General features: G+C 70.3%; 22 protein-coding genes. 14 read left to right on the top strand and 8 right to left on the bottom strand.

The genetic code is table 11. The features are described from left to right. The first annotated feature begins 106 nt into the window (after window positions 1-106). Window positions 107-2314, top strand: coding sequence for a hypothetical protein (locus ACGFNK_RS06610; RefSeq protein WP_393412594.1), 2208 nt, complete (start codon window positions 107-109; stop codon window positions 2312-2314). A gap of 416 nt (window positions 2315-2730) precedes the next feature. Here the strand turns inward: ACGFNK_RS06610 and ACGFNK_RS06605 are convergent, their stop codons facing one another. Then, the gene (locus tag ACGFNK_RS06605) at window positions 2731-4017 is read right to left on the bottom strand and encodes an ABC transporter substrate-binding protein (protein WP_393412592.1); all 1287 of its coding nucleotides are present in this window, start codon (window positions 4015-4017) and stop codon (window positions 2731-2733) included. A 118-nt stretch (window positions 4018-4135) separates the two neighbouring features. Between ACGFNK_RS06605 and ACGFNK_RS06600 the strand changes: the two genes are divergently transcribed. Together ACGFNK_RS06600 and purU are read left to right on the top strand one after the other, a co-directional pair. Beyond that, the gene (locus ACGFNK_RS06600) at window positions 4136-4636 is read left to right on the top strand and encodes a hypothetical protein (RefSeq protein ID WP_393412590.1); all 501 of its coding nucleotides are present in this window, start codon (window positions 4136-4138) and stop codon (window positions 4634-4636) included. 106 nt (window positions 4637-4742) lie between these two features. After that, entirely contained in the window at window positions 4743-5627 is an 885-nt protein-coding gene (gene purU, locus ACGFNK_RS06595) for a formyltetrahydrofolate deformylase (protein WP_393412588.1), read from the top strand. A gap of 21 nt (window positions 5628-5648) precedes the next feature. Here purU and ACGFNK_RS06590 read toward each other — a convergent pair whose 3' ends face one another. After that, window positions 5649-6938 (bottom strand): MDMPI N domain containing protein, encoded by a 1290-nt coding sequence (locus ACGFNK_RS06590; protein ID WP_393413263.1) that lies wholly within the window; start codon window positions 6936-6938, stop codon window positions 5649-5651. A gap of 122 nt (window positions 6939-7060) precedes the next feature. After that, window positions 7061-7642: an RNA polymerase sigma factor gene (locus ACGFNK_RS06585; RefSeq protein WP_393412586.1), complete on the bottom strand. Its 582-nt coding sequence runs from the start codon at window positions 7640-7642 to the stop codon at window positions 7061-7063. 394 nt (window positions 7643-8036) lie between these two features. Between ACGFNK_RS06585 and ACGFNK_RS06580 the strand changes: the two genes are divergently transcribed. Together ACGFNK_RS06580 and ACGFNK_RS06575 are read left to right on the top strand one after the other, a co-directional pair. After that, the gene (locus ACGFNK_RS06580; protein ID WP_386354896.1) at window positions 8037-8447 is read left to right on the top strand and encodes an STAS domain-containing protein; all 411 of its coding nucleotides are present in this window, start codon (window positions 8037-8039) and stop codon (window positions 8445-8447) included. 168 nt (window positions 8448-8615) lie between these two features. Continuing rightward, window positions 8616-9128 carry an EF-hand domain-containing protein gene (locus tag ACGFNK_RS06575; RefSeq protein ID WP_393412584.1) on the top strand — a complete coding sequence of 171 codons (513 nt, stop codon included), beginning with the start codon at window positions 8616-8618 and terminating at the stop codon, window positions 9126-9128. On the opposite strand, the gene ACGFNK_RS06570 is transcribed toward ACGFNK_RS06575, so the two are convergent. Beyond that, on the bottom strand, window positions 9112-10629 hold the full coding sequence (locus ACGFNK_RS06570) for a class I adenylate-forming enzyme family protein (protein WP_393412582.1): 1518 nt from the start codon (window positions 10627-10629) through the stop codon (window positions 9112-9114). The genes ACGFNK_RS06575 and ACGFNK_RS06570 overlap by 17 nt on opposite strands. A 159-nt stretch (window positions 10630-10788) precedes the next feature. On the opposite strand from ACGFNK_RS06570, the gene ACGFNK_RS06565 reads away from it, so the two are divergent. The 4 genes from ACGFNK_RS06565 to ACGFNK_RS06550 all read left to right on the top strand — a co-directional run bounded on the left by ACGFNK_RS06565 (window position 10789) and on the right by ACGFNK_RS06550 (window position 15080). Further along, window positions 10789-11982 (top strand): amidohydrolase family protein, encoded by a 1194-nt coding sequence (locus tag ACGFNK_RS06565; protein ID WP_189322981.1) that lies wholly within the window; start codon window positions 10789-10791, stop codon window positions 11980-11982. Window positions 11983-11997: 15 nt separating this feature from the next. Then, the gene (locus ACGFNK_RS06560; RefSeq protein WP_393412580.1) at window positions 11998-13152 is read left to right on the top strand and encodes an acyl-CoA dehydrogenase; all 1155 of its coding nucleotides are present in this window, start codon (window positions 11998-12000) and stop codon (window positions 13150-13152) included. 9 nt (window positions 13153-13161) lie between these two features. Further along, entirely contained in the window at window positions 13162-14037 is an 876-nt protein-coding gene (locus ACGFNK_RS06555; protein ID WP_393412578.1) for an acyl-CoA dehydrogenase family protein, read from the top strand. Window positions 14038-14522: 485 nt separating this feature from the next. Next, window positions 14523-15080 carry an ATP-binding protein gene (locus ACGFNK_RS06550; RefSeq protein ID WP_393412577.1) on the top strand — a complete coding sequence of 186 codons (558 nt, stop codon included), beginning with the start codon at window positions 14523-14525 and terminating at the stop codon, window positions 15078-15080. A gap of 524 nt (window positions 15081-15604) precedes the next feature. On the opposite strand, the gene ACGFNK_RS06545 is transcribed toward ACGFNK_RS06550, so the two are convergent. Further along, entirely contained in the window at window positions 15605-16531 is a 927-nt protein-coding gene (locus ACGFNK_RS06545; protein WP_386354913.1) for a cyclase family protein, read from the bottom strand. Between the two features lie 98 nt (window positions 16532-16629). On the opposite strand from ACGFNK_RS06545, the gene ACGFNK_RS06540 reads away from it, so the two are divergent. Genes ACGFNK_RS06540 through ACGFNK_RS06530 form a run of 3 tightly spaced genes read left to right on the top strand, consistent with a single transcriptional unit; the run spans window position 16630 to window position 19793 of the window. Beyond that, entirely contained in the window at window positions 16630-17544 is a 915-nt protein-coding gene (locus ACGFNK_RS06540) for an SDR family oxidoreductase (RefSeq protein WP_393412575.1), read from the top strand. A gap of 23 nt (window positions 17545-17567) precedes the next feature. After that, window positions 17568-18734 (top strand): acyl-CoA dehydrogenase family protein, encoded by a 1167-nt coding sequence (locus tag ACGFNK_RS06535; RefSeq protein WP_393412573.1) that lies wholly within the window; start codon window positions 17568-17570, stop codon window positions 18732-18734. 9 nt (window positions 18735-18743) lie between these two features. Beyond that, window positions 18744-19793, top strand: a complete 1050-nt coding sequence (locus ACGFNK_RS06530) for a Zn-dependent alcohol dehydrogenase (RefSeq protein WP_393412571.1) — start codon at window positions 18744-18746, stop codon at window positions 19791-19793. 46 nt (window positions 19794-19839) lie between these two features. Here the strand turns inward: ACGFNK_RS06530 and ACGFNK_RS06525 are convergent, their stop codons facing one another. Next, a complete protein-coding gene (locus ACGFNK_RS06525; protein WP_393412569.1) occupies window positions 19840-20607 on the bottom strand; it encodes a helix-turn-helix domain-containing protein in 768 nt (255 codons plus the stop codon). 63 nt (window positions 20608-20670) lie between these two features. Between ACGFNK_RS06525 and ACGFNK_RS06520 the strand changes: the two genes are divergently transcribed. Beyond that, entirely contained in the window at window positions 20671-22050 is a 1380-nt protein-coding gene (locus ACGFNK_RS06520) for an MFS transporter (protein WP_393412567.1), read from the top strand. 100 nt (window positions 22051-22150) lie between these two features. On the opposite strand, the gene ACGFNK_RS06515 is transcribed toward ACGFNK_RS06520, so the two are convergent. After that, a complete protein-coding gene (locus ACGFNK_RS06515) occupies window positions 22151-23185 on the bottom strand; it encodes a GlxA family transcriptional regulator (RefSeq protein ID WP_393412565.1) in 1035 nt (344 codons plus the stop codon). A gap of 71 nt (window positions 23186-23256) precedes the next feature. Here ACGFNK_RS06515 and ACGFNK_RS06510 point away from each other — a divergent pair, with 71 nt between their 5' ends. After that, window positions 23257-24573, top strand: coding sequence for an MFS transporter (locus tag ACGFNK_RS06510; RefSeq protein WP_393412563.1), 1317 nt, complete (start codon window positions 23257-23259; stop codon window positions 24571-24573). Between the two features lie 32 nt (window positions 24574-24605). Here the strand turns inward: ACGFNK_RS06510 and ACGFNK_RS06505 are convergent, their stop codons facing one another. After that, a complete protein-coding gene (locus tag ACGFNK_RS06505) occupies window positions 24606-24905 on the bottom strand; it encodes a helix-turn-helix domain-containing protein (RefSeq protein ID WP_393412561.1) in 300 nt (99 codons plus the stop codon).

The raw sequence follows: 24905 nt of genomic DNA, 5'->3' as shown, positions 1-24905 counted from the left end.
TGCGTGGTGGGGCGAGGGTCACGTTCTGAGCTGCGTGGCATCGGGTTGTGGGGACCCGGTAGCGTGAACCGACGATTCCGTAGATCCCCCATTCGTAGGAGTCCCGGTGACGCAGATCGGACAGGGCGAGGAGCCCTCGCCGCGCCCCGCGCGCGAAGGCATCGTGCTGCCGTCCGACGGCAGCGCCCCCCTGCTGCCAGGCGCCCCACCGGACCACACGACGCCGGCGGGCGGCCAGTCCTGGGACCAGCCCTGGGGCCCCGGCCGGCCACCACAGGCTCCGCCGGGTCAGGGCGCGGGGGAGGACCAGGGCCAGCGTCAGGGCGAGGGCCAGGGTTGGCCGGGCCCGGCACAGGACGGGCGTGCACCGGCTCCGGCCTGGGGTGCACCGTCCGACTCCGCGTCAGGCTGGGGTGGCGACCAGGGGCCGGGTTACGGAGCCCAGGGCCCCGACCAGACGTCGCAGTACGGAGCGCAGGGCTCCGCCCCGGCGCCGCAGTACGGGACGCAGGGCGCCGACGCCCCGCCCCAGTGGGGCGCCCCGGCGGCGCCGAGCGGAGGGGGGCACCAGCCTCCTCAGGCCAACGCACCGGTTCCCCTGACACAACAGTCGGCTGACACGAGAGGGCTCTCTCCGGAGAGTCCGACCCCGCCGCCACAGGGGGCGGAGGGGTACGGAGCACCCCAGCAGACGGACGGATTCGGGGCACCGGCGCCGGGCGGCTACGCCCACTCGTCCGACTTCTCCGGCCAATCGGGACCGCAGGGCGCCGGCAGGCACGGGGCCCCGAAGGGGTCCGCCGAGCCAGCCGCCGCGCAGACGCCTGGTGGCTACGGCGCCTCGCAGGCCCAGTCGGGCCAGGCGGCGCCGCTTCCCTCGGCTCAGCACCCGGCACCGCAGGGGCCCGGCGGCCCCACCGCTCAACAGGCGAACGGCGGTTATGGGGGCGCGCAGACGCCGGCTGCGTACGGCACGCCGCAGGCTCCCCATGGCCAGGCGGCGCCCCTGCCGCCTGCCGAGCACTCGGCACCGCAGATGCCGGGTGGGCCACAGGTTCAAAGCGGCCACGCCGCCCCGCAGGGGGCCGGTCCTCCCGCCGAGCACGCGGCGCAGCCGCAGTCGCAGGCCACCGGGCCGGGCAGGCACTCGGCGCCGCTGCCGCCCGCATCCGGTGCGGACGAAGGCGCCACCCAGTACCTGCCGCCCGTCGCGTCCGGGGCAGCGGGGGCGCCCGGCGATGAGGGTGCCACCCAGTACATCCCTCCCGTGAGCCCGGGTGCTCTGCCGCCGGAGGCCCCGGCACCCTCCGATGCCGAGGCGACGCGGTTCCTCGGCCGGGTTCGACAGGACGGCCCTGGGCCGATGCCCCCCGCGGGAGCCACGGCCGCAGGGGCGGGTGTCGGACCCATGCCGCCCGCCGCCGACCCGGACGCCCAGGCCACGCAGTACATCCCGCCGGTTCCCGCGCAGCCCGGAGGGGCAGACGCGGCGTATGGGATACGGCCGGGTGCGCCCGGCGACCGGCAGCCGCCGGCCGAGTTCGACAACCTCTTCCGGGAGTCGTCCGGCGGCCCGGACGCCACGCAGCAGCTGCCGCAGTTCGACCCGCAGGCGGCGCCCGGCGGACGCGCCGCCCGGCGCGAGCGCGGCTCGGCGGGCAGCGGCCGTGGCAACGGCAACGGTGGCAGCAGCCGCGGCCGCATACCCCTCATCGCCGCCATAGGCGTGGGCATCGCCTTGCTCGGTATCGGCGCGGGCGCCATGCTCAGCGGCGGAGGCGACGACGGCGGCGACGAGAACAAGACCGCGGCCGCCACGGCCCCCACCGAGAAGGAGTCCCCGTCCGTCTCCGCCGACCCGGCGAAGGCTCAGGCCGTGGCACTCGACAAGCTCCTGGCGGACAGCAACGATAGCCGTGACGCGGTGATCAAGGCCGTAGCCAACGTACGGGTGTGCACCAACCTCGGCCAGGCCGCCACCGATCTGCGTAACGCCGCCGAGCAGCGCAACGGACTGGTCACCCGTCTCGCGGGCCTCTCCGTCGACAAGCTGCCGAACCACGCCCAGCTGACCGCCGCGCTCAACAGCGCCTGGAAGGCCTCCGCCTCGGCGGACACCCACTACGCGGCCTGGGCCGACCAGGTAGCCGCCAAGAAGGGCTGCCCCAAGGGCAAGGCGCGCACCACACCCCAGACCCGGGCAGGCAACCGCGAAAGCGGCACGGCGACCACCCAGAAGGCCAAAGCCGCTCCGCTGTGGAACTCCATCGCCCAGACCTACGGCCTGACAGAACGCCAGCCCACCCAGCTTTGACCTCCGGCGGTTGGGCGGGGGCGCCTACGGGGGTGGTGGATTCGGTTCATGGGCGACTGCGGGTCCGTCGTGGCTTGTCGCGCAGTTCCCCGCGCCCCTAAAAGCAAAAGCCTGCGGCTCCCGGCGCCCAGGGCCAGCCCGCACCCCCAACTACCCGCAACTTCCCACCGGCGGGAGGGGACGTGGGCCGGTGCGTCGTATGCCCGTCGCGTAGGTTCTGTCTCAGGCCGCCTGCGCCCTGTGGAAGCCGGAGGGCCGTATGCCCACCCTGCGACGGGCTGACGCACCGGCCCACGGCCCCGACCCCCAACGAACCCAGGGGCGCGGGGCTGTGACATCAGCGGCTCCGCCGCGGGGCGCGACCAGCCACAACGCACCCGCACCCGAAAACGAACCCACCCGCACAACCAGCGGAGCTAACTCGCGTTCTCCAGAATCCCGGACACGTTGGTGAACCCCTTCCGAGCCGCCACCAGCCGACCCTCCCGCACCACCTGGAAGGTCACGTTCGAGTTGATGACCCGCGGAAACCCACTTGCCGCGATCAGATCCGAGAAGGCCCAGCTCAGCGTCGGCGTCAGCCCGCCCGTCTCGATCTTCAGTCCGTCGTCGAGTGCCCGCCGTACCGCGTGCGCGGTCACCTCACCGTCGCCCAGCGACTCGATGGTCCTCCTCAGGACCTCGTACGCGATCCAGGTGGTCTGCACGCCCGCGTCCGAGGCGTCGATCCGGTTGTCGCCGAAGGCTTCCTTCTGGATCACATCGCGCATCGCGTCCCAGCGCGCGTCGCTCGACGCGGGGTACCAGCCGGTGACGTACGACCCCTCGTACGTACGGCCCGTGGCGTTGATCACCGACTGGTCGACGCTGCCGAGCACGGTCGCGGTCCGCACCGACGGGTACTCGTCGGCGATGCGCCGGAAGGAGTCCATGAAGGTGTTGGTGCGGTCGCCGAGCGCGGGCACCACGCACCCCTTCTTGCCCGTGGGGTCGGACGTGGCCCGCTGGATGGCCCGCTCGGCGTGCCGCGAGTACTCCGTGGCGTCCTCGGCAGCCCGCTGATCGCCGGCCTCCGCGTGCCTTCCGGCGGAGAGCCCGGAGTCGAGCAGCACCGGCAGCTCGTCACCGGCGATCGTGTCCGGGCGTACGAGGGTGACGGGGCCGCAGTTCCTGGCGAGCTCCCGGCCGAGGCCGGCCAGCAGCGCGGGCTGGCCGCCGTTGACGGGATAGGAGAGCGGGCTGGTGAACTCGTCGTCGGTGAGGCCGTACCCGCCTATGTACGGGATGCCGGCCGCCTCCAGCGGGGAGAGGAAGGAACGGCCGTACTGGCTGTACGAGCCCACGACCGCGACGACGTCCTCCTTGACCGCGCGCCGGGCGCACTCGGCGGCGCTCACCGAGTCGTTGCGCTCGTTGCAGGTGATCACGTTCAGCTGGTGGCCGTTGATGCCGCCGCCCTTGTTGACCCAGCGCGCATAGGTCTTCGCCATGGCGGGCATGCCAGGCTTGTTCGTCGCCTTGGTGTTCTCCGGCGCCATGGTCATGACGGTCACGGTGTCGTCTCCGGAGCCCCCCGTGACCCCGGAGACCACCCCGCAACCAGCGGCGAGTGACGCACACGCCACCAAGGCGCCCGCGGACAGCACGCTGGCCCTGATGCGTCGGGGGCGGAGAGAGGTGGGGGTGCTGCGCCTGCCGGTCATGAACACGCACGATTCCGCCACATTCCAAATCCTCGCGTGATCTTGGCTCAACATTCGGTAACGCGAAGGTGAATAGCGGGGGTCCATGAGGACGGATTCGGGCAGGAACGTACGATCGGTGACCGTGCAAGGTTCGGAGAAGTCTTCCCGTCATGGCCGCCGCTCATCCACCATGGGCGGCATGCCACTCAACGACATGCCGTGGTGGCGCTGGCGCAGCAATGTGCGCTCCGCGCTGCACATGCTCTCCGACCCCGGCTTCCAGCAGAACGTCTGGCTCGCGGGCGTGGACGGGTACGGCGACGTCACTGACGCCGTGTACCGCCTCGTCGAGGACACCTGGCTGGACAACTGGTCCGCCGAGAAATACGTCGGCACGATCTTCAGGGACTCGCAGGAGGCGGCGCTCGTCGACACCGCCGTGCTGCGCGTGCTGCGGATCATGCACCAGGTGGGCCCGGACGCGCCCGTCTCCGCGTACCTCGACCACCAGGCGTGGCCGGAGGCCGTAAGGGCCGCCCGGGACGCACATGTGCGGATGGCGGCGAGCGACGGGGAGGACCCGGACACACCGCCGCGCACACTCGAGGTGCTCCGGATCATGACGCGGTCGGCCTGACCGTACGTACGACGGCACGTCCGCATGTCCGGCCGCATGTCCAGCTGTACGTCCGTGAAGTGGACCTGTGCTCACCGGGTCGTACCGATATGGGACCCTGGCCTGCATGACCGAGCAGTCCGTCCGCGGGGCCGAGCCCGCCGCCGACCAGTACGTCCTGACCCTTTCCTGCCCGGACAAGAAGGGGATCGTGCACGCCGTGTCGAGCTACCTCTTCATGACCGGGTGCAACATCGAGGACAGCCAGCAGTTCGGCGACCACGACACGGGACTGTTCTTCATGCGGGTCCACTTCTCCGCGGAACCGCCGGTCACCCTGGACAAGCTGCGCGCCAGCTTCGCCGCGATCGGTGACTCTTTCCAGATGGACTGGCAGCTGGGCCGTGCCGAGGACAAGATGCGCATCGTCCTCATGGTCAGCAAGTTCGGCCACTGCCTGAACGATCTGCTCTTCCGCACCCGGATCGGTGCGCTGCCCGTCGAGATCGCCGCTGTGGTGTCCAACCACACCGACTTCGCCGAACTCGTCGCCTCGTACGACATCCCCTTCCACCACATCCCGGTCACCAAGGAAACGAAGCAGCAGGCCGAGGCGCAGCTTGTGGAGCTGGTGCGCGAGGAGAAGGTCGAACTGGTCGTCCTCGCCCGCTATATGCAGGTGCTCTCCGACGATCTGTGCAAGCAGCTGAGCGGCCGGATCATCAACATCCACCACTCCTTCCTGCCGAGCTTCAAGGGCGCGAAGCCGTACCACCAGGCGCACGCGCGGGGCGTGAAGCTCATCGGCGCCACCGCGCACTATGTGACGGCCGAACTCGACGAGGGCCCGATCATCGAGCAGGAGGTCGAGCGCGTGGGCCACGAGGTCACACCGGAACAGCTCGTCGCCGTGGGCCGCGATGTGGAGTGCCAGGCGCTGGCACGGGCGGTCAAGTGGCACGCGGAGCGCCGGATCCTGCTGAACGGACGGCGGACGGTCGTTTTCGCCTGACCCGAACGCGCCCTGAGCCGGCTACATCCGGCTCAGCGAAGCCGCCGCGAACAGTACGTCCCTGATCGCCTCCCGGTCCCCGTTCTGCCCGGCCGCCGCCTCCAGGGGTGAGACATGGCCGGCCGCCAGGCGGCAGAACTCGACGCCGTCGAGCGCCACATGGGCCACTTCGAGGTCGGCGGACGCCAGCGCGCCGGGGGAGTCCAGCGGGATGAGCCACTCGCCGCCGCCGGAGCCCTCGATCTCCAGGCGCAGGCTGCGGCCCGGCGTACCGGCCGGGACGAGATGCCGAGCGCTGCCGGGCCCGGCCAGGCCCGCCTGGCGGCGGGCGGCCAGCGCGTGGGGCAGCTTGCGGGCGCCGAGTTCGATGATCCGGTGCAGCTGCCGCGGGGCGGGCGGCTCGTACGGATAGTCCACGGCGTCCGCGATGTCCCCGGCGTGCACCCAGGACTCGAAGGCCCGGTCCAGCATCGCATCCTGCAACGGCAGCTCGAAGTCGCCGTACGGCACGGACAGTTGCCCGGAACCTCCGGCCGCGAACGACACCGTACGTACGAGGTTGTGGCTCTGCTCGCGCCACGGTCCACGTACGGATCGGGTGTGCGGGAAGTGCGCCGCCTGCCAGAAGGCCTCGGTGCGGCCCGCCGGGGTCTGCGCGTCGGCGCCGATGTCGCCGAGCGGGTCGTCGAGGCCGAGGGCGAGGGCGACGAGGCCGTCGACGGCCAGCAGGTGGGCGATGACCTTGGCGACGGTCGTACGCCGGCTCATGGGTTTGTCGCCCTCGAACCAGTGCAGCCGTACGGGCGCGTGCCACTCGGCGTCGCCGAAGTCCTGGAGCAGCGCGTCGAGCCGGGCGGCCTCCGCGTCGTACGGGACCGCCCACTCGGGCACCGGGATACGGGGCGGGCGCCGCTCGAGGCAGCCCTCGAGGACCCGGGTGCGCAGCCGCGGATCCAGGTCGAGGCTCTCCGGCTTGTGCAGCAGCCCGACGGCCTCGCGCAGCCGCAGCGCCTCGTCCGCGCAGGCTCCGCAGAGGCCGAGGTGGTCCTCCACGGCCGCTGTCTCCTGAGGCGAGCATGCGGCCAGCGCCCAGGCGCCGAGCAGCGACTGGAGCACCCGGTGTTCGAGCAGAAGCGGCGCCGGCGGCGGATCGGGCAGCGGCAGCCCGGTGTCCTCCACGGAGGAACGTGGCATGGGGATACGCGGCGGCCCCTCGGGCTCCGGGCCGCTGCCGGGTCCCTTGGCACCGCCCGGCCCCTGCGGGCCGTCTCCGCCGTCCCGGCCCGGCGGGCCGTCGCCCTGGGCACTCACAGGGCCGTGGTGCTCCTCTTCCGATTTCGCGTGCTCCCCGTGCGGGTCGTGCTCCCCGTGCGCGGCCCGCGCGTCGTTGTCCTTCTCGTCCCCGTCGTACGCCCCGAAGTGGTCCGCGTCGTTCACCGTCCACCCCCGTCTTCGGGCGGTGCCCCGGACGGTCCGCTGTCGTGGGCGGTGGCCAGCAGCTGGAGGCCGAGACGCAGCCGGCGGCGGGCCTCGTCCTCGGTGACGTCCAGGTCGGCGGCGGCCTGGCGGTAGTCGCGGCGCTGTACGTAGGCCAGGTCCAGGGCGGCGCGCAGCGGGGCGGGCATGGCCGTGACGATGTAGTCGGCGCGGGCGGCCACCGAGGCGCGGCGCACCCTGCGCTCCAGCTCCTCCGTGCTGCCCGGGCCGCCCCCGGCGAGCGCGGCGGTCTCGGTCTCCCGCAGACGCTGCACGGCGAGACGGTGGGTCAGCGTGGCGATCCAGGAGCGGAGGGGGCCCTGCCTGGGGTCGTACGCGTCCGGGTTCTCCCAGGCGTGGGCGAACACCTCGCAGGTGATGCTGTCGGCGGCGTGTTCGTCTTTGAGTACGCGATGGGCAAGTGCGTGCACAAGTGAAGAGAAGCGGTCGTAAAGCTCACCGAGCGCGGCAGCCTCCCCCCGTATGAGCCGCTGCTGCATCTTGCGGTCCCAGCGGGGCGGAGCGTCCCTGTCGGCCATGCGGCCCCCTCACCCCCGGTCGTGCCCGGCACTTGTCCCTTGTCCACCGGATTCTCGTCCCCGGCATCTTCCCGAATGTAGTCGGCAGCCCTGACGGCGCACGCCCCTTTGCGGCAATGCGCGCCCCTGAGAGGGCCGCGGATGGTAGTGCCCTCCTCACGCTGTGCATGCGCCTACCCTTTCTCGTTCTGATCAGACAGGATCGAAGTAGACCGTGTACGACCGAAATGGGGTGCCCGGGACGCAATTCGTTTCGGGAACCGGGAGTTTCACGGTGTGAGGGCCGGGCAGCCGCGCACCCAGGGAAGTGTAGGAATCACTTCCGCTTCCGTTCCAGGGTCTTTGAGGACCTGTCGGGATCTACAGGGACCTTTCGAGGCTCGGTTCGGGCCTGATGCGAGGTCAGCAACGTCGAGGGAGAGGCAGGCGCGTGACGCTCAGGGTGACCGACGGCGAGCAGGGCGGCTGGTCCGTGCTCCAGGTGTCGGGCGAGATGGATCTGGTGACGTCACCGATACTGCGCCAGCGGGTGCACGACGCCGTGGCCGACGGGCGCCACAGCCTCGTACTCGACCTCTCCGAGGTGCTGTTCTGCGACTCCAGCGGCGTCGGCGTACTCATAGCCACCCGCCGGCTGATCCGCTCCTGCCAGGGAGAACTCCGCCTCATCCTCCCCGCCCAGGGAGCCGTGGACGGCTCGCACGTCAACCGCGTCCTCGGCGCCCTCGGCGTCCGCCGCCTCTTCGACGTCTACCCGGACGTCGGCGCGGCCGTGGACGAAGAGTCGAGCCCACTGTCGGCGTGATCTCTGTCACGTACACATGCTGATCGCCCTTGAGGCTTCGCGACGCCGTTGTCGCGGAATTCCCCCGGTCTTGGCACAAGCGTCGTTTTCCGCTCCCTGGGTGGCCCCGGCGTCGTACGCTCCCTGCCAGACGCACCCCATCTGATGTGTAAGGCGGCCTGAAAAGACATGGTCAGCACCGAGTACGAGCGACGGATCGCCGCCCGGTTCGCCACCTTCGACCAGGACGGCAACGGCTATATCGACCGCGAGGACTTCAGCGCGGCGGCCAAGGCGCTGCTCGCCGAGTTCGATACGACGGCCCGGTCCGACCGAGGACAGGCCCTCTACATCGGCGCGGAGGCCTTCTGGCAGGGCATGGCCGGGATAGCGGACCGGGACGGTGACCAGCGGATCACCCGCGAGGAGTTCGTGCACGGCGCCGTCAAGCGGCTGCGGGACAACCCGGACCGGTTCGCCGAGATCGCCCGCCCGTTCCTGGACGCGGTACTCGCCGTGGCCGACAGCGACCAGGACGGCGCGGTGACGGTCGATGAGACCGCGCGCGTCCTCAAGGTCCTGGGCGTCCCCGAGGGCATCGCCACCACCGCGGCCGGCGCGCTCGACACGGACGCCGACGGCCGCATCACCGAGCCGGAAGTCGTGACCGCCTTCGCCCGCTACTTCACGGTGCCGGAGTAGTCGACCCCGAAAAACGCTCCCTCAGCTTGTACTTGAGGACCTTCCGCAGCGTCTCGTTGCGCGGAAGGGCGTCCACCACCTCCAGCTGCTCCGGCAGCTTGTGCACGGACAGCCCTTCCGCGCGGAGATACGAAGTCACCGTCTCCAGCGTCAACGCCGAAGCCCCCGGCGGCTGTTCGACCACCGCGCAGACCCGCTCCCCGCGCTCGGCGTCCGGCAGCCCGATCACCGCGGCGTCGCCGACGTCCGGATGCCGGTGCAGCAGATCCTCGATCTCCTTGGCCGAGATGTTCTCGCCCTTGCGGATGATGACGTCCTTCAGGCGTCCGGTGAGGCACAGATGGCCGCTCTCCGTGAGATGCCCGAGGTCCCCGGTGATGAGAAAACCGTCCTCGTCGAAGGCCTCGGCGGTCTGCGCCGCGTCCAGATAGCCCTTGCAGACGGCTTCTCCGCGCAGCCGCACCTCGCCGTCCACGATCCGTATCTCCATGCCCTCCGGAGGCCGCCCCTCGGTCGTCGCGAGGTTCTCGGGAGTGTCGTCCGGCGACCCCATCGTGACCATCGGCACCTCGGTCATGCCGTACCCGTGCGTGAGCTGGACCCCCAACTCGCGTACGACGGCGTGGTGCACCTCGGGCGGCTTCGGCGCCCCGCCGCCCGCGAGCAGCCGCAGCGTCGGGATGATGGGAGTGCCGGGCTGCTTTCGCTGCTCGGCGAGGAACATCGAGTAGAACGCCGTCGACCCGCCCGCCACCGTCACCCCGTGCTTGCGATACCCCTCCAGAGACTCCGGCAGCGCGAATTTCTCGAAGAGCACCGCGGGGAACCCGTACAGCAGCAGCATCACCAGATAGTCCGGGCCGCCGATGTGCGCGAAGGGGAACGCGATCGAGCCGACGTCCTCGGCCGACAGATGCAGAGCGTGCGCGAGACACGACCCGCCCCCGATCAGTGACCGGTCCGTGTGCAGCACACCCTTGGGGTCGGAGGTCGTGCCCGAGGTCCAGTAGATCCAGCGCACGTCGGTGCCCGTGGAGGGCGGCGGGGGCAGTACGCCCGGATCGCCGTCGGGCAGAGAGTCGTACGCCTCGAAGACGCCCCGCGCCCCGAGGCGGTGTGCCATCGCCGTGTAGTCGAAGCCGCGCCACTCGCCCGGCACGGCGAAGTAAGCGGCCTCGGACTCACGCAGCGCGAAGGCGACTTCTCGGTCCCGGTAAAAGGGGATGACCGGAGACTGCACGGCCCCGAGCCGCGCCAGGGCCATGGTCAGCAGCACCGTCTCGATCCGCGTGGGCAGCTGCCAGGCGACGACCGTGCCGGGGCGCACACCCATGCCGTACAGGCCCGCAGCCGCCCGCTCCGCCCCCGAACGCAGCTCCTCGAAAGTGAGGGTGCGGTCGTCCTGGAGGACGACGGGACGGTCGGGCGTGAGCGCGGCACGACGTTCGACGAGCTCCCAGAAGGTGCGCGAGGTACCGAGGGCGTGCGCGGTATCAGTCACGACGGCTCCCCCAAGAGGCCTAAAACTGACGGCTAGTCAGATCGTAGGCAGGAGCGTAGGCCGCGCCGCCTTGTCGGTCCAGGGGTGCGGAGCTAGCCTATTTTCTGACGGCCCATCAGATACGGGCCTCGCACCCGCCCGCCGGAGGGGACTCAACCCATGACCGAACTGCCTCGGATCATCAGCGTCGACGACCACGTCATCGAGCCCGCGCACCTCTTCGAGACCTGGCTGCCAAAGAAGTACCAGGACCGCGGGCCGAAGCCGCTGACGGCGGGCATCGGGGAACTCGCGTACGTGGGTGGCAAGTACCAGATCACGATGGACCCGGACGGACCGCCGACCGACTGGTGGATCTACGAGGACCTGAAGTTCCCGTACAAGCGCAATATCGCCGCCGTCGGCTTCGACCGCGACGAGATGACGCTGGAGGGCATCACGCGCGCGGAGATGCGGCCGGGCTGCTGGGACCCGGTCGAGCGCCTCAAGGACATGGAGGCCAACCACGTCGAGGCCAGCCTGTGCTTCCCGACCTTCCCGCGCTTCTGCGGGCAGACCTTCGCCGAGGCGCACGACAAGGAAGTGGCTCTGGCCTGTGTGCGGGCGTACAACGACTTCATGGTCGAGGAGTGGTGCGGCGACAGCGGCGGCCGGCTCATCCCGCTGTGCATCATCCCCCTGTGGGACATCGACCTCGCGGTCGCCGAGATCAAGCGGAACGCGGCGCGTGGCGTCAAGGCGGTGACCTTCTCCGAGATCCCCACCCACCTGGGGCTGCCGTCCATCCACTCCGGCTACTGGGATCCCTTCTTCGCGATCTGCCAGGAGACCGGAACGGTCGTCAACATGCACATCGGCTCCAGCTCCCAGATGCCCGCCGCCTCCCCGGACGCGCCCCCCGCCGTCCAGGCCTCGCTCAGCTTCAACAATGCGATGGCCTCGATGATGGACTTCCTGTTCAGCGGCGTCCTGGTGAAGTTCCCGCAGCTCAAACTCGCCTACTCCGAAGGGCAGATGGGCTGGATTCCGTACGCCCTGGAACGAGCCGACGACGTCTGGGAGGAGCACCGCGCCTGGGGCGGCGTCCGGGACCTGATCCCCGAGCCCCCGTCGACGTACTACTACCGGCAGATCTTCTGCTGCTTCTTCCGCGACAAGCACGGCGTCGCCTCGCTGGACGTGGTCGGCCGCGACAACGCGACCTTCGAGACGGACTACCCGCACGTCGACTCGACCTTCCCGCACACCAAGGAGGTCGCCCTCGATCATGTGAAGGGCCTCGACGACGAGACGGTCTACAAGCTGATGCGCGGCAACGCGATCCGCATGCTGGACCTGGACTTCGACAAGTAGACGAGCGGACGCGTCATGGACCTCGCGTACACGCCCGAAGAGGAGGAGTTCCGCGCGCGGCTGCGTGAGTGGCTGGGCAAGGTGCTCCCCACACTGCCCCCGAAGCCGTCCCCCGACGACTGGCCGGCCCGGCGCGCGTACGACCTCGGCTGGCAGCGCATGCTCTACGACGCCGGGTACGCGGGCCTGCACTGGCCCGTCGACGCGGGCGGGCGCGGGGCGACTCCCACGCAGCATCTGATCTTCCTGGAGGAGACGGAGAAGGCGGGCGCCCCCTACGTAGGGGCCAATTTCGTCGGCCTGCTGCACGCCGGGCCGACGATCGCGGCCGAGGGCACCGAGGAGCAGCGGGCGCGCTGGCTGCCGCCCGTGCTGCGCGGCGAGGAGGTGTGGTGCCAGGGGTTCAGCGAGCCGGACGCCGGCTCGGACCTCGCGGCGTTGCGCACGCGCGCGTGGCGGGACGGCGACGACTACGTTGTGAGTGGGTCCAAGATCTGGACCTCCCACGCGGAAGTCGCCGACTGGTGCGAGCTGTTGGTGCGTACGGATCCGCAGGCGCCCAAACACCGCGGCATCTCCTGGCTCGCGATGCCGATGGATGCCCCGGGGGTCACGGTCCGCCCCTTGCGTACGCTCGCAGGCTCCACCGAGTTCGCGGAGGTCTTCCTCGACGAGGTGCGGGTGCCGGTGGCCAACCGGGTCGGCCCCGAGAACGACGGCTGGCGGGTGACCATGGTGACCCTCTCCTTCGAACGCGGCACCGCCTTCGTCGGCGAGGTCGTGGCCTGTCGTCGCGTACTCGGCGAACTGGCCCGCGAGGCGCGGAAGAACGGCCGTTGGCACGACCCTGTGCTGCGACGCCGGCTAGGCAGGCTGAACGCCGAGTTCCGCGCCCTGTGGCGGCTGACGCAGTGGAACGTCGCTGAGTCCGAACGGACCGGTGGCGTCCCGGGCATCGGAGGTTCGGTTTTCAAACTGAGGTACTCGCATGCGCGGCAGGCTCTGTACGACACCGCCGCCGACGTCCTCGGCCCCGAGTCCCTTGACCTGTCCGGAGAGTGGACCCTCGACCGACTGTCGTCCCTCTCGTACACCATCGCGGCCGGCACCTCACAGATCCAGCGGAACATCGTGGCCGAGCGAATCCTGGGCCTTCCGAAGGGGCGGTGACCTCCCGACATGCGCTTCCAGCTCACGGAGGACCAGCGGGCGTTGCAAGCAGGCGTACGCGAACTCCTCACCCGCCGCTTCGGACGCGAACAGCTCCGGGCCGCGCTGGACACCCCGGCCCTCGACCGCGAACTGTGGCGCGAACTGGGCGAGGCGGGCTTCTTCGCACTGCGGCTCCCCGAGGCGGACGGCGGTGTCGGACTCGGGCTGCCGGAGGCGGTCCTGGCCTTCGAGGAGGCGGGCCGCGCCCTGCTGCCCGGCCCTCTGGCGGCCACGTACCTGGCGGCCGGCGCGGTCCCCGGAGCAGCCACCGGCGAGCGTGTCGTCGCGGCCGTGGACGGCGCCCTCGTGGAGTGGCTGGACGAGGCCGACGTCGTACGCGGGGACGTGACGGGAGCGGTCGCGATGCGCTCGGCGGACCCGCTGACACCCCTCCACAGGCTGCCGCGGGCCGCCCCCGCCGACCCCGTGGCCGCCCTGCTCACCGCCGCCGAGCAACTCGGCTCGGCGGCCCGCACCTGCGAACTGGCCGTGCAACACGCCCGGACGCGCGAGCAGTTCGGGCAGCCGATCGGGGCCTTCCAGGCGGTCAAGCACGTGTGCGCGGAGATGCTGGTACGCGTGGAGGTGGCCCGCGTCGCGGTGTACGCGGCGGCCGTCACCGCCGACCCACTCGACATCGCGACGGCCGGACTGCTCGCCGACGAGGCGGCCGAGCAGGGCGCCCGCGACTGCCTCCAGGTGCACGGCGGCATGGGCTTCACATGGGAGTCCGACGTGCACCTTCATCTGAAACGGGCCTGGGTGCGGGCCCGCCGGGGCCGCAGCGCGGCGGATGCCGAGGAGGCACTCGCGGAGGAACTGCTGTCCCCGCCGGCACGGTAGGCGAGCCCCTTGAACGGCCCCCGCACGAACCTTTGTCACCGATCGTGGCACCCCGAAACGGACTGATGCCGCGGAATGTGGCATACCAGAATTACCGTGCGTCGATATGGGGTTGTGTCCGAGGTGTGACTCGTCACGGGCTGGAGTCGGCGGTGTGCTCCGGTACCTTGTGTGGGATGCGAGTGGTTCTGAGGCCGAGCCGTCCCGGTGTTGCCCCTGAGGCGGCTCCGGACCCGGCGATGCGCCGCCCTCGCAGGGCGGGATCAAGCCCCGGTCCAGCCCGTTCGACTCCCCGTGACGAGCGTCGCACAGTATGCCGTACGCATACTCCTTCGCGCTGGAATATGCCCGAAGCGCTTGTTGGGGTGACTGTACGTCAACCATGCTGTCACGCAAGGGAATCACGGTCCGTGATCCTTGTTTTGCCCATGATCGTGGCCCTCGGTCACGAGGCGATGTGTCCGCCGGTTCGGATGGTGTGAACGGTGCAGGTGCTTCAAGTGCAGCTGGAGATCCGGCCCGACCCCGCAGAGGTGGGGCGAGCCCGGAGATGGGTCCGGTCGCGGATTGCCGGGTCGGCCATAGGAATCGATGAGCCGCTGGCCGAGACGCTGGTCCTGCTCGTCTCCGAACTGGTCACCAACGCCGTGGTGCACACGGGCAGTCCGGCCGTACTGCGTCTGTCCCTGCCGGGTGCGGCGACCGACGCGGGGGCGGGGGGCGGCACTTCGGCGGAGGCCGCCAAAGCCGCCACCGTCCGCCTGGAGGTGGCCGACACCAGTGCCCGCCCGCCGCGCCCCCGCTGCGCGGACGGCGACGAGACCAACGGCCGCGGCCTGGCACTCGTCGACGGCCTCGCCGACCGCTGGGGCTGGAGCCCCGAGGGTGCGGGCAAGCGCATCTGGTGCGAGGTGGACCGCAGTTCCGCCTGTAGCGCGAACGCGGCGGCGTCCGACGCGACTCCAGCGGCGTACGAGGGCGGCACAGCCACGTACCGGGGTGGCGCGACGGCGTACGAGGACTTGGCGTACGAGGCGGTATGAGGGGCTTGTCGAGGTCTGCTGCGGTACCGCGACCCTGAGGAGGCCGCAGGCCTCTTAGGGTCGCGGGGCTGTGACAGATGCGGCTCCGCCGCGGGGCGCGACCAGCCACAACGAACCCGCAGCTTCGAAACGCGCACCAAGCGGAGCGCTAGCGCACGCGATCCGGAAACCGGAGGAACGGCCCAGCAGAGTGCGCCGGTCGATGCTTCCGTACGTGCGCTCACAAATCGGTGATAAGTGATGAATCCCCGAACAGGTGTTGACGTGGCGTGTCCGTTTGATCACGCTTGTGGTCAGCGATTCGCCGTGAGGGGACGACGAGGGGTTCGGTGACGGGGAGCCCTCGACGAGTGCGGGTCGCGATTCGGCGTCGGCCCCACAGGGCCACGGGGTGTCCTCGCTCGAGCGGGGTCGTCCGAAGGGCAGGGCGGGTACGCCGGAGCCGGATGGCGGCGCGCAGTGCCGTGCTCGGGGCAGCAGAGCGCGCCGCCAACCGATCAGTGCGACAGCGGATCGGTGCGAACTCAGAGAATGGCGACCGGCGCCACGGGGGTTCCCGTGCCGCCGACGAACGGTTCGGGCATCGCCGACAGCAGGAACGTATAGCGTGATTCTTGTCCACAGGCTGTGGACAACTCTTCGAGATTCCAGTTCTGACCTTGGAGCATGCCCATCTCGACGAGGTCGAGGGCATGGACGGGCAGCCACAACCCCTCTATTTCCGGCGGAAACATCTCAAAGGTGAGGGTGTCGTTCGCGACCGCCGCGACGTCGCGCGCGTGAAACCACTCCGGGGCACGGACGGACAGCCCGGGCGAGGGGTACGCGTACGCGTGCTTGTCGCCCGCCAGATAGAGCTGAATCTGTCCGGTGCGTACGAGAACGATGTCACCGGAGCGCACGCGGATGCCCGCGAACTCCTCGGCCGCCTCCAGGTCCTCCGGCGTCACCGCGTGATCGCCCGCCAGGCGATCCGCCCCGCGCGCACGAGCCACGTCCAGCAGGACACCCCGCGAGACGATGTGCCGGGGCTTGTCGATGCCGCTGAACTCCGCGCCGGCGTGCGCCGTGACGGTGTCGGCAGGACGGCCGTTGTAGATCATCCCCGAGTGCGAGACATGGGTGAGCGCATCCCAGTGGGTCGCCGCCTGCAACCCCATCGTCACGGCATCGTCGCTGCAGGCGACCGTGCCGGGACCGAAGATCTCCTGGTTGATCTGCACCATGGCGTGCAGGGGATTGACGCGCCCCGGGATCATTCCCGTCTGCACGCCGTCCTGCTGGAGCGGGAGCGCGAGCGGGATACGACGGCCGGTGCGGACGGTCGCGGCGGCCTCGCGTACGACCTCGTCGGTGATCAGGTTCAGCGTGCCGATCTCGTCGTCGGTGCCCCAACGCCCCCAGTTGTTCACGCGCTTGGCGATCTCATGGAACTCGGCCGGCAGTGACATCGGGCCTCCCCGGGGCTTGTCTCCAGGTATCTGACGGGTCGTAGAATCTCATTGAATCTAACGGTCCGTCAGAAACTGCGGGACGGGAAGGGGCCGGTGTGGGGAACTTCTTGGCAGACAAGGTCGTCGCCGTGACCGGAGCGGGGCGGGGCATCGGACGCGCCGTCGCGCTCGCGGCAGCCGCCGAGGGAGCGCGGGTCGTCGTCAACGACTACGGAGTCTCCGTGGACGGCGGTTCGCCGACGAGCGACGTCGCCGACGCCGTCGTGAAGGAGATCCTGGCGGCCGGAGGTGAGGCGGTCGCCGTCGCCGACGACATCTCGACGATGGCGGGCGGACAGCGCGTCGTCGACACCGCGCTGTCGTCGTACGGCCGGCTCGACGGAGTCGTCTGCGTGGCCGGGATCCTGCGCGAACGCATGCTGTTCAACATGTCCGAGGAGGAGTGGGACCCCGTCCTCGCCACCCACCTGAAGGGCACGTTCACGGTCTTCCGAGCGGCCTCGGCGGTGATGCGGAAACAGGGCTCGGGCGCGCTGATCGGCTTCACCAGCGGCAATCACCAGGGATCCGTGTCCCAGGCCAACTACAGCGCCGCGAAGGGCGGGATCATCTCGCTGGTCCGGAGCGCCGCACTCGGCCTGCACAAGTACGGGGTCACCGCCAACGCGGTGGCACCCGTCGCCCGTACGCGGATGTCGGCGAACGTACCCATGGAGCTCAAGGAGATCGGCGAACCGGAGGACGTGGCCGCACTGGTCGTCTACCTGCTGTCGGCCCGTGCCCGCGACGAGGGAATCACCGGGCAGGTCTACACGATCGCCGGACCCAAGATCGCGGTGTGGGCGCAGCCGAGGGAGCTACGGGCGGCGTATGCGGAGGGCGCGGGCTGGACTCCGGAGCGGATCGCGGACTTCCTGCCGGGGACGGTGGGGGTGGATCCGATGCCGATGCTGGAGCAGTTGGAGGCGATGGCCCGGGCGGCTTCGGAGAAGACACGGCCGAACGCGTAGGACGGCCGGGGTGGGAGGGAAGCATGGAGTTCGGGTTCGGCGCTGAGGACGAGGCCTTCCGGAGTGAGGTACGAGCCTGGCTGCGTACGCACCTTGCCGGCGACCCGCCCCGGCGGGAATGGGAGCGGGAGCTCGGACGGGCCGGCTGGATCGGGCTCGGATGGAGTGCCGACGGCTATGGCAACCGCACGGCGAGTCTCGTCCGACAGGTCGTCTGGGCCGAGGAGTACGCCCGCTCCGGCGCCCCCGCCCGGTCTGGTCACATAGGTGAGAACCTGCTGGCCCCGACGCTCCTCGCGCATGGCTCCGAGGAACAGAAGAGCCGCTTCCTGCCGCCGATCGCCCGCGGCGAGGAGCTGTGGTGCCAGGGGTACAGCGAGCCGGGGGCGGGGTCGGATCTCGCCGGGGTGCGCACCGCGGCCGTACGCGACGGGACTTCGTACCGGGTGACCGGCCAGAAGATCTGGACCTCTCTCGCCCATGAGGCGGACTGGTGCTTCGTGCTGGCCCGTACCGAGCCGGGGTCGCGGCGGCACCACGGGCTGAGCTTTCTGCTGGTTCCGATGGATCAGCCGGGGCGGATCGACGTGCGGCCGATCCGGCAGATGACGGGGACCAGTGAGTTCAACGAGGTCTTCTTCGACGGGGCGCACGCCCGCGTGGAGCATGTTGTCGGGGGCGAGGGGCAGGGCTGGCGGGTCGCGATGGGGCTGCTCGGCTTCGAGCGGGGGGTCTCGACGCTGGCCCAGCAGGTGGGCTTCGCACGGGAGCTGGGGCGGGTTCTGGAGACGGCCGTCGCCACGGGGGCGGCGGACGATCCCGTCGTACGTGATCGTCTGGTGCGGCAGTGGGCCGAGCTGCGGACCATGCGGTGGAACGCGCTTCGGACACTGGGCAGTTGGGGCAGTTCAGGGCCGGAGGCACCCGGGGACTCGGGGGCTCCCAGTGTCGCCAAGTTGCTGTGGGGTCGCTGGCATCAGCGGCTCGGGGAGCTGGCGATGCAGGTACGGGGCGCTCAGGCGACGGTCGGGCCGGTGGACTGGGCGCCTTCAGCACCGTACGAACTGGATGCCCTGCAACACCTGTTCCTGTTCAGCCGGGCCGACACCATCTACGGCGGCTCGGACGAGATCCAGCGCACCATCATCGCCGAGCGGGTGCTCGGTCTGCCGAGGGAACCGAAGGGCTGAGGTGGCCACATGCGGGGCGTGATCTTCGACGGGAAGCAGACCCAGGTCGCGGACGACCTGGAGATACGGGACGTGGGGCCGGGCGAGGTGCTGGTGGCGATCTCGGCGGCGGGGCTGTGCCACAGCGACCTCTCGGTGGTGGACGGGACCATTCCGTTTCCCGTTCCCGTGGTGCTCGGGCATGAGGGCGCTGGTGTGGTCGAGGCGGTGGGCGCGGGCGTCACGCATGTCCGGCCCGGCGACCATGTGTCGCTCTCCACGCTCGCGAACTGCGGTGCCTGCGCGGAGTGCGACCGGGGGCGGCCGACGATGTGCCGCAAGGCGATCGGGCGGCCGGGGCAGCCGTTCACGCGGGACGGCCGGCCGGTGTACCAGTTCGCGTCCAACTCGGCCTTCGCGGAACGCACGTTGGTGAAGGCCGTCCAGGCGGTCCGCATCCCCGAGGACATCCCGCTGTCCTCCGCCGCACTGATCGGCTGCGGGGTGCTCACGGGCGTGGGCGCGGTGCTGAACCGCGCGCGGGTGGACCACGGGGACAGCGTGGTGGTGATCGGTACGGGCGGGATCGGGCTGAACGTCATCCAGGGGGCCCGTATCGCGGGCGCGTCCACGATCGTCGCCGTGGACGCGAACCCGGCGAAGGAGGCGGCGGCGAGGCAGTTCGGCGCGACGCACTTCCTGACGTCGACGGAGGGCGTCCGGGACATCCTCCCGACCGGCGCGAACCACGCCTTCGAGTGCGTGGGCCGAGTCGAACTCATCCGCCAGGCCATCGACCTGCTCGACCGCCACGGCCAGGCAGTCCTGCTGGGCGTCCCCCCGGCCACCGCGGAGGCGTCCTTCCTCGTCTCCTCGATGTACCTGGACAAGTCGATCCTGGGCTGCCGCTACGGCTCCTCGCGCCCGCAGCGGGACATCGCCCTGTACGCCCAGCTGTACCGCGAAGGCCGCCTGCTGCTGGACGAGTTGGTGACGGCGACGTACCCGGTCGAGGACTTCGAGAAGGCGAAGGCGGACGCGGAGGCGGGGCGGGTGGCGCGGGGGGTGCTGATGTTCTGAGGGCCGAGCTGCGCGGTCTGGAGGCGCTTCGCCTGTGCGCCTCCTCTCATTCCGTGACGATGCGTCGCAGGGCCCCTGGTGGTCGTCCGGTTTCCTCTTTCATGACCCGGCTCAGATGTGCTTGATCTGCGAATCCCAGGTCTGCGGCGACTGCAGCGAGACCGTCGCCTGCCTCCAGCCGGTCGAGCGCGCGCGCCACCCGTACCCGGTTCCGGAAACGGCCGATCGTCATGCCCATGTGGTGGTGGAAGGTCCGGCTGAGGTGGGCGGGAGAAACCTTGAGGGACCGGGCCATCTCGACCAGGTGGACGGAAGCATCGGCGAGGAGGGCGTCGCGAGCGCGGTCGGCGAGTGCCTTGCGGCCCGGCCCGGCCGTCACCGGCAGAGGGTGGCTGCTGAGGGCCCGCCCGAGCAGGGAGGCGAGTTCGTCCACTCCGGTGAACTGGTCGCCGGCCCGAAGGAGCCGTCGATGGGCGACATCGAGCCGGCCATCGATATGGATCGCCGGAGGCAACGGATGCTCGTCGACCAGCTCTTGCCACAGCCCGCCCTGGATCGTGATCGCTGTACAGACGTCACCGCCTGTGGGGTGGGCGAACGATCGCTCCTGACCAGGCATCTCGATATACCCGGTGAAGCGATCAAGTGTGAAGCGGTGGCCTTGGCAGGAGATCCGGAACATCCCCTGGCGTACCAGCACGACCTGCACGTCATCGGAGACTTCCGGCTTCGACCATCCCGCGTGGTCGTCGGCGCACGTCACCTCGTGGACGGCCAGATGAGGGCCGGCCAGCACCTCTCTCGCCGAGCGCACGGATTCATCCTATGCGCAAGGATGTTCAAGATTTCCCGCCTGGCCCGCGACGACGCTCGGGGGATGACAACGACGACCGGCCGGCGTGCCGTCCTGCGCGGCAGCGGACTCGCGGTGCTGTTGACCGGCCAGACGATGGCGAGCATGGACGGTTCCATCGTGACCGTTGCCCTGCAGACCATCCGCGTCGAGCTCGGTGCGAACGACGCGGCGCTCCAACTGATCGTCTCCGGATACATCCTGACGATGGGGGTGCTGATCGTGACCTGTGCGCGCATCGGCGACCTCATCGGGCATCGGCGTGCGTTTCTGGCCGGCCTCGCCGGGTTTACCGTCGCCTCCCTGCTGTGCGGGCTGGCGCCCACACCCGCCGCTCTTGTCGGGGCCCGGATCCTCCAGGCGACCGGCGCCGCGGCCATGATCCCCCAGGTGTTCTCGCTCATCCAGCTCGGTTACGACGGCGAGGCCCGCAAGCGGGCGATCGGCGTCTACTCGATGGTGCTCGCCCTCGGCGTGGCACTCGGCCAGGTCATCGGCGGCCTGATCATCAGCGCCGACATCCTCGGGCTCGGCTGGCGTCCCGCGTTCTTGGTGAACGTCCCCGTCGGAGCAGTCCTCCTCGCCGCCGGAACCCGTCTGCTGCCCGCCGCAACTCGCAGCTCGGCGGCACGCCTGGATTTTCCGGGGGTGACCATCCTGACGCTCTCCATGAGCGCTCTCATCGCTCCGCTGATCTTCGGGCGCGAGTACGGATGGCAACCATGGATCTGGTTCAGCCTCCTCGCCGGACTGGCCGGCATCGCCCTCTTCGTCCCGGTCGAACGCCGCGTTCACAACCCCGTGCTCGACCTGGGCTCCCTACGCACCCCCGGCGTCAAACCCGGCCTCCTCGCCTGCTTTCTCATCATGGGCTGCTATACCGCCTTCCTCTTCGCCCTCACCCTGCATCTCCAGGACGCCCTTGGCTTCTCACCCCTCCAGGCAGGACTCGCCTTCGCCCCGTTCGCCCTCGGGTTCGGCGCACTCAGCCTGACCTGGTCACGGCTACCGCCACGGTTCCAGGCCATGTTGCCGACCATCGGCCCGCTGACCTTCGCGACCTGCGCCGTGCTCCTCGTCCATCTGTCCGCAGACCGCTGGCCGGCCCTCACCTCCATCCCCCTTCTGATGCTCGCCGGTGCCGGGCACGCCTCCGGCTACAGCCCCTTGATCGCACGACTGTCGAGCATCGTCGGGCCTTCGTACGCCTCCGCCCTCTCGGCGTTCAACTCAACCGGGACGATGCTGGCGAGCGTCATCGGGGTGGCGGCACTGGGCGGTCTGTTCGTCGCGGCCTCCACCACCTCCGCAGGGCTTTGGCTGACCATGCGCCTCACGGCTGGGCTACTGGTCGTCACCGCCGTCTGCGCCCGTAGAGTGCGGGTGCTCGCACCAGAGGCGTAGAACTCGGGATCTGTCACATCCGCGCGAGTCACCCCCGGGCGCCGGAGTGTTCTGGTGATTCCCGGTGGGCTCCGCCGAGGCGACGGTCTCCCCCGCACGCTCAACTGCCGCTGCCGACAGGGGCGTTACCGCTGCCGACGGCCCGGTCGTGGCCGCTCCAGGAACGGAACGTCCGCCGATACGCGGTCGGAGTGACTCCTAGTGCCACCTGAAGGTGCTGCCGCATCGACTGGGCCGTGCCGAAGCCGGCGTCGCGGGCCACCTGGTCGATGGAGAGGTCGGTGGACTCCAGGAGGTGGCGGGCGCGTTCGACGCGCTGCTGGGTGAGCCACTGGCCGGGGCTGATGCCGGCCTCCTCGCGGAAACGGCGCGTGAAGGTGCGTACGGACATGGACTCCTGCTCCGCCATGTCGCGCAACTGGATGGGTTCGTGGAGGCGGGCCAGCGCCCAGGCGCGGGCGGCGGTCGTGGTCGCCACCTGAGGCTCGGGCACCGGCCGCTGGATGTACTGCGCCTGCCCGCCGTCACGGAAGGGTGGGACGACGGTGCGGCGGGCCACGTCGTTGGCGACGGCGGTGCCGTGATCGCGGCGTACGAGATGGATGCACAGGTCGATCCCGGACGCGACACCGGCGGAGGTGAGGACGTCCCCGTCGTCGACGAAGAGCACGTCCGCGTCGACCTTGATCCTCGGGAAGAGCCGCTGGAAGTGCTCGGCGTGGGACCAGTGCGTGGTCGCCGGGCGGCCGTCGAGGTAGCCGGCGGCGGCCAGGACGTAACCACCGGTGCAGATGGAGACGAGGCGGGTGCCGGGCCGGATGCGGCCGAGGGCGGCGGCCAGTTCGTCGGTGAGTCGGCCTTCCTCGAAGACCGGGCCGAGCTCGTACGAGGCGGGGATCACGACGGTGTCGGCCGTGGCCAGCGCGTCGGGACCGTTCTCGACGAGCACGGCGAAGTCGGCGTCCGTCTCGACCCGGCCGGGCGGCCGGATCGAGCAGGTGACCACCTCGTACAAAGGCCGCCCCTCGGCGGTCCTGGCACGGCCGAAGATCCGCTGCGGGATGCCCAGTTCGAAGGGGAGGAGCCCGTCCAGGGCGAGGACGACGACGCGGTGCCGAGCCCGATAACCACTCATGGCCAGATCCTAACGAACACTGTCCTTCGGGCCACTCGATCGTGGTCATCGCAGCACAGAAGCTCTTTGACGTGACTCAGACGCCCCAAGCTTCAAAAGTCCAGGACCAGGTCCCCGAGAGCGAGAGAAGGCGGCGCCGCACGCGCCTGCATCGTGCGTGGTTCGTCGCCGCCGTCACCTTCGTGACGATCCTCGGCGCCGCGGCCTTCCGCTCCCTGCCGGGCCTGCTCATCGATCCGCTGCACCAGGAGTTCCACTGGTCGCGCGGCACGATCGGGCTCGCGGTGTCCGTCAATCTCGCGCTGTACGGGCTCACCGCGCCGTTCGCCGCCGCGCTGATGGACCGCTTCGGGATCCGCCGGGTGGTCGCGATCGCGCTGCTCGTGATCGCGATCGGCTCGGGCACGACCGTGTGGATGACGGCGGCGTGGCAGCTGATCCTGTGCTGGGGGCTGCTGGTCGGGCTGGGGTCTGGTTCCATGGCGTTGGCGTTCGCGGCGACGGTCACCAACCGGTGGTTCACCGAGCGGCGCGGACTGGTGACGGGGATCCTCACGGCGGCCTCGGCGTCAGGTCAGTTGATCTTCCTGCCGCTGCTGTCCTGGATCGTCTCGGAGCACAACTGGCGCCCCGCGGCCGTGACGGTGGCGCTGGCGGCCCTCGCCGTTGTCCCCTTCGTATGGCTGCTGCTGCGGGACCATCCGGCGGACGTGGGCCTGAAGCCGTACGGATCACCGGAGTTCGTGGAGAAGCCGCCTCCCGTGGCCGGCGCCGCCCGCCGCACGGTGAACGTCCTCTTCTCGGCGGCCCGCACCGGCCCCTTCTGGCTGCTGGCCGGTACCTTCGCGATCTGCGGCGCCTCGACGAACGGCCTGATCCAGACGCACTTCGTGCCCGCCGCCCACGACCATGGCATGCCGATCACGGCTGCGGCTTCGCTGCTCGCGGTCATCGGGGTCTTCGACGTCGTCGGCACGATCGCCTCCGGCTGGTTCACGGACCGCTTCGAGCCGCGGCGGCTGCTGGCCGTCTACTACGCCCTGCGCGGCGTATCGCTCTTGTTCCTGCCGATGCTGCTGGCGCCCTCGGTGCAGCTCCCGATGCTCTTCTTCATCGTCTTCTACGGCCTCGACTGGGTGGCCACCGTCCCGCCGACCCTCGCCCTGTGCCGCGAGCAGTACGGCGACGACAGCGCGATCGTCTTCGGCTGGGTCCTGGCCTCCCACCAGGTGGGCGCGGCCCTCGTCGCCTTCCTCGGCGGCGTCGCCCGCGACACCTTCGGCTCGTACGACGTGGTCTGGTACGCGTCTGGGGCGCTGTGCGCGGCGGCGGCGCTGATGGCGCTGGTGATACGGAGGAGGCCGGGGGTGAAGGTGGCTCTCGCCTGAGCCGGGAGGGCGGTTCAGCCTGAGGACAGGATTCAGCTCGCGCGGTCGAGCGGCTCGAAACCGACGCGCAGGCGCAGGCCGAGCGCCATGGCGAGGCGTTCGAGCAAAGGCAGCGTCGGCATGGTGCCTCCCGCCTCGAACCGGGCGACCGCAGGCTGCTGCAGCCCTGCCCGCTGCGCGAGCTGCGCCTGCGTCATTGCCAGGGCCTCACGGCGCTCCCGCACAGCTGCGCCCAGCTCGAAACGGATTCCGGCGGCGTCGTAAGCCTCCCGGGCCTCCGGCGAGGCAAGGGTTTCGTCTCGCAGCTCGTTCCAGCTTCTGCGTTCGCTCAT

Source organism: Streptomyces sp. NPDC048825, from assembly GCF_043198355.1.
GTDB classification, from domain to species: Bacteria; Actinomycetota; Actinomycetes; order Streptomycetales; family Streptomycetaceae; genus Streptomyces; species Streptomyces xiangluensis.
This window is presented reverse-complemented; position numbering and strand designations above follow the sequence as displayed.

Bases quoted from the DNA above. Each gene is read 5' to 3' on its own strand.
- ACGFNK_RS06605 (WP_393412592.1), bottom strand. From the start codon at position 4,017: ATGACCGGCAGGCGCAGCACCCCCACCTCTCTCCGCCCCCGACGCATC.
- purU (WP_393412588.1), top strand. From the start codon at position 4,743: ATGACCGAGCAGTCCGTCCGCGGGGCCGAGCCCGCCGCCGACCAGTAC.
- ACGFNK_RS06585 (WP_393412586.1), bottom strand. From the start codon at position 7,642: ATGGCCGACAGGGACGCTCCGCCCCGCTGGGACCGCAAGATGCAGCAG.
- ACGFNK_RS06580 (WP_386354896.1), top strand. From the start codon at position 8,037: ATGCGAGGTCAGCAACGTCGAGGGAGAGGCAGGCGCGTGACGCTCAGG.
- ACGFNK_RS06575 (WP_393412584.1), top strand. From the start codon at position 8,616: ATGGTCAGCACCGAGTACGAGCGACGGATCGCCGCCCGGTTCGCCACC.
- ACGFNK_RS06565 (WP_189322981.1), top strand. From the start codon at position 10,789: ATGACCGAACTGCCTCGGATCATCAGCGTCGACGACCACGTCATCGAG.
- ACGFNK_RS06560 (WP_393412580.1), top strand. From the start codon at position 11,998: ATGGACCTCGCGTACACGCCCGAAGAGGAGGAGTTCCGCGCGCGGCTG.
- ACGFNK_RS06555 (WP_393412578.1), top strand. From the start codon at position 13,162: ATGCGCTTCCAGCTCACGGAGGACCAGCGGGCGTTGCAAGCAGGCGTA.
- ACGFNK_RS06545 (WP_386354913.1), bottom strand. From the start codon at position 16,531: ATGTCACTGCCGGCCGAGTTCCATGAGATCGCCAAGCGCGTGAACAAC.
- ACGFNK_RS06535 (WP_393412573.1), top strand. From the start codon at position 17,568: ATGGAGTTCGGGTTCGGCGCTGAGGACGAGGCCTTCCGGAGTGAGGTA.
- ACGFNK_RS06530 (WP_393412571.1), top strand. From the start codon at position 18,744: ATGCGGGGCGTGATCTTCGACGGGAAGCAGACCCAGGTCGCGGACGAC.
- ACGFNK_RS06520 (WP_393412567.1), top strand. From the start codon at position 20,671: ATGACAACGACGACCGGCCGGCGTGCCGTCCTGCGCGGCAGCGGACTC.
- ACGFNK_RS06515 (WP_393412565.1), bottom strand. From the start codon at position 23,185: ATGAGTGGTTATCGGGCTCGGCACCGCGTCGTCGTCCTCGCCCTGGAC.
- ACGFNK_RS06505 (WP_393412561.1), bottom strand. From the start codon at position 24,905: ATGAGCGAACGCAGAAGCTGGAACGAGCTGCGAGACGAAACCCTTGCC.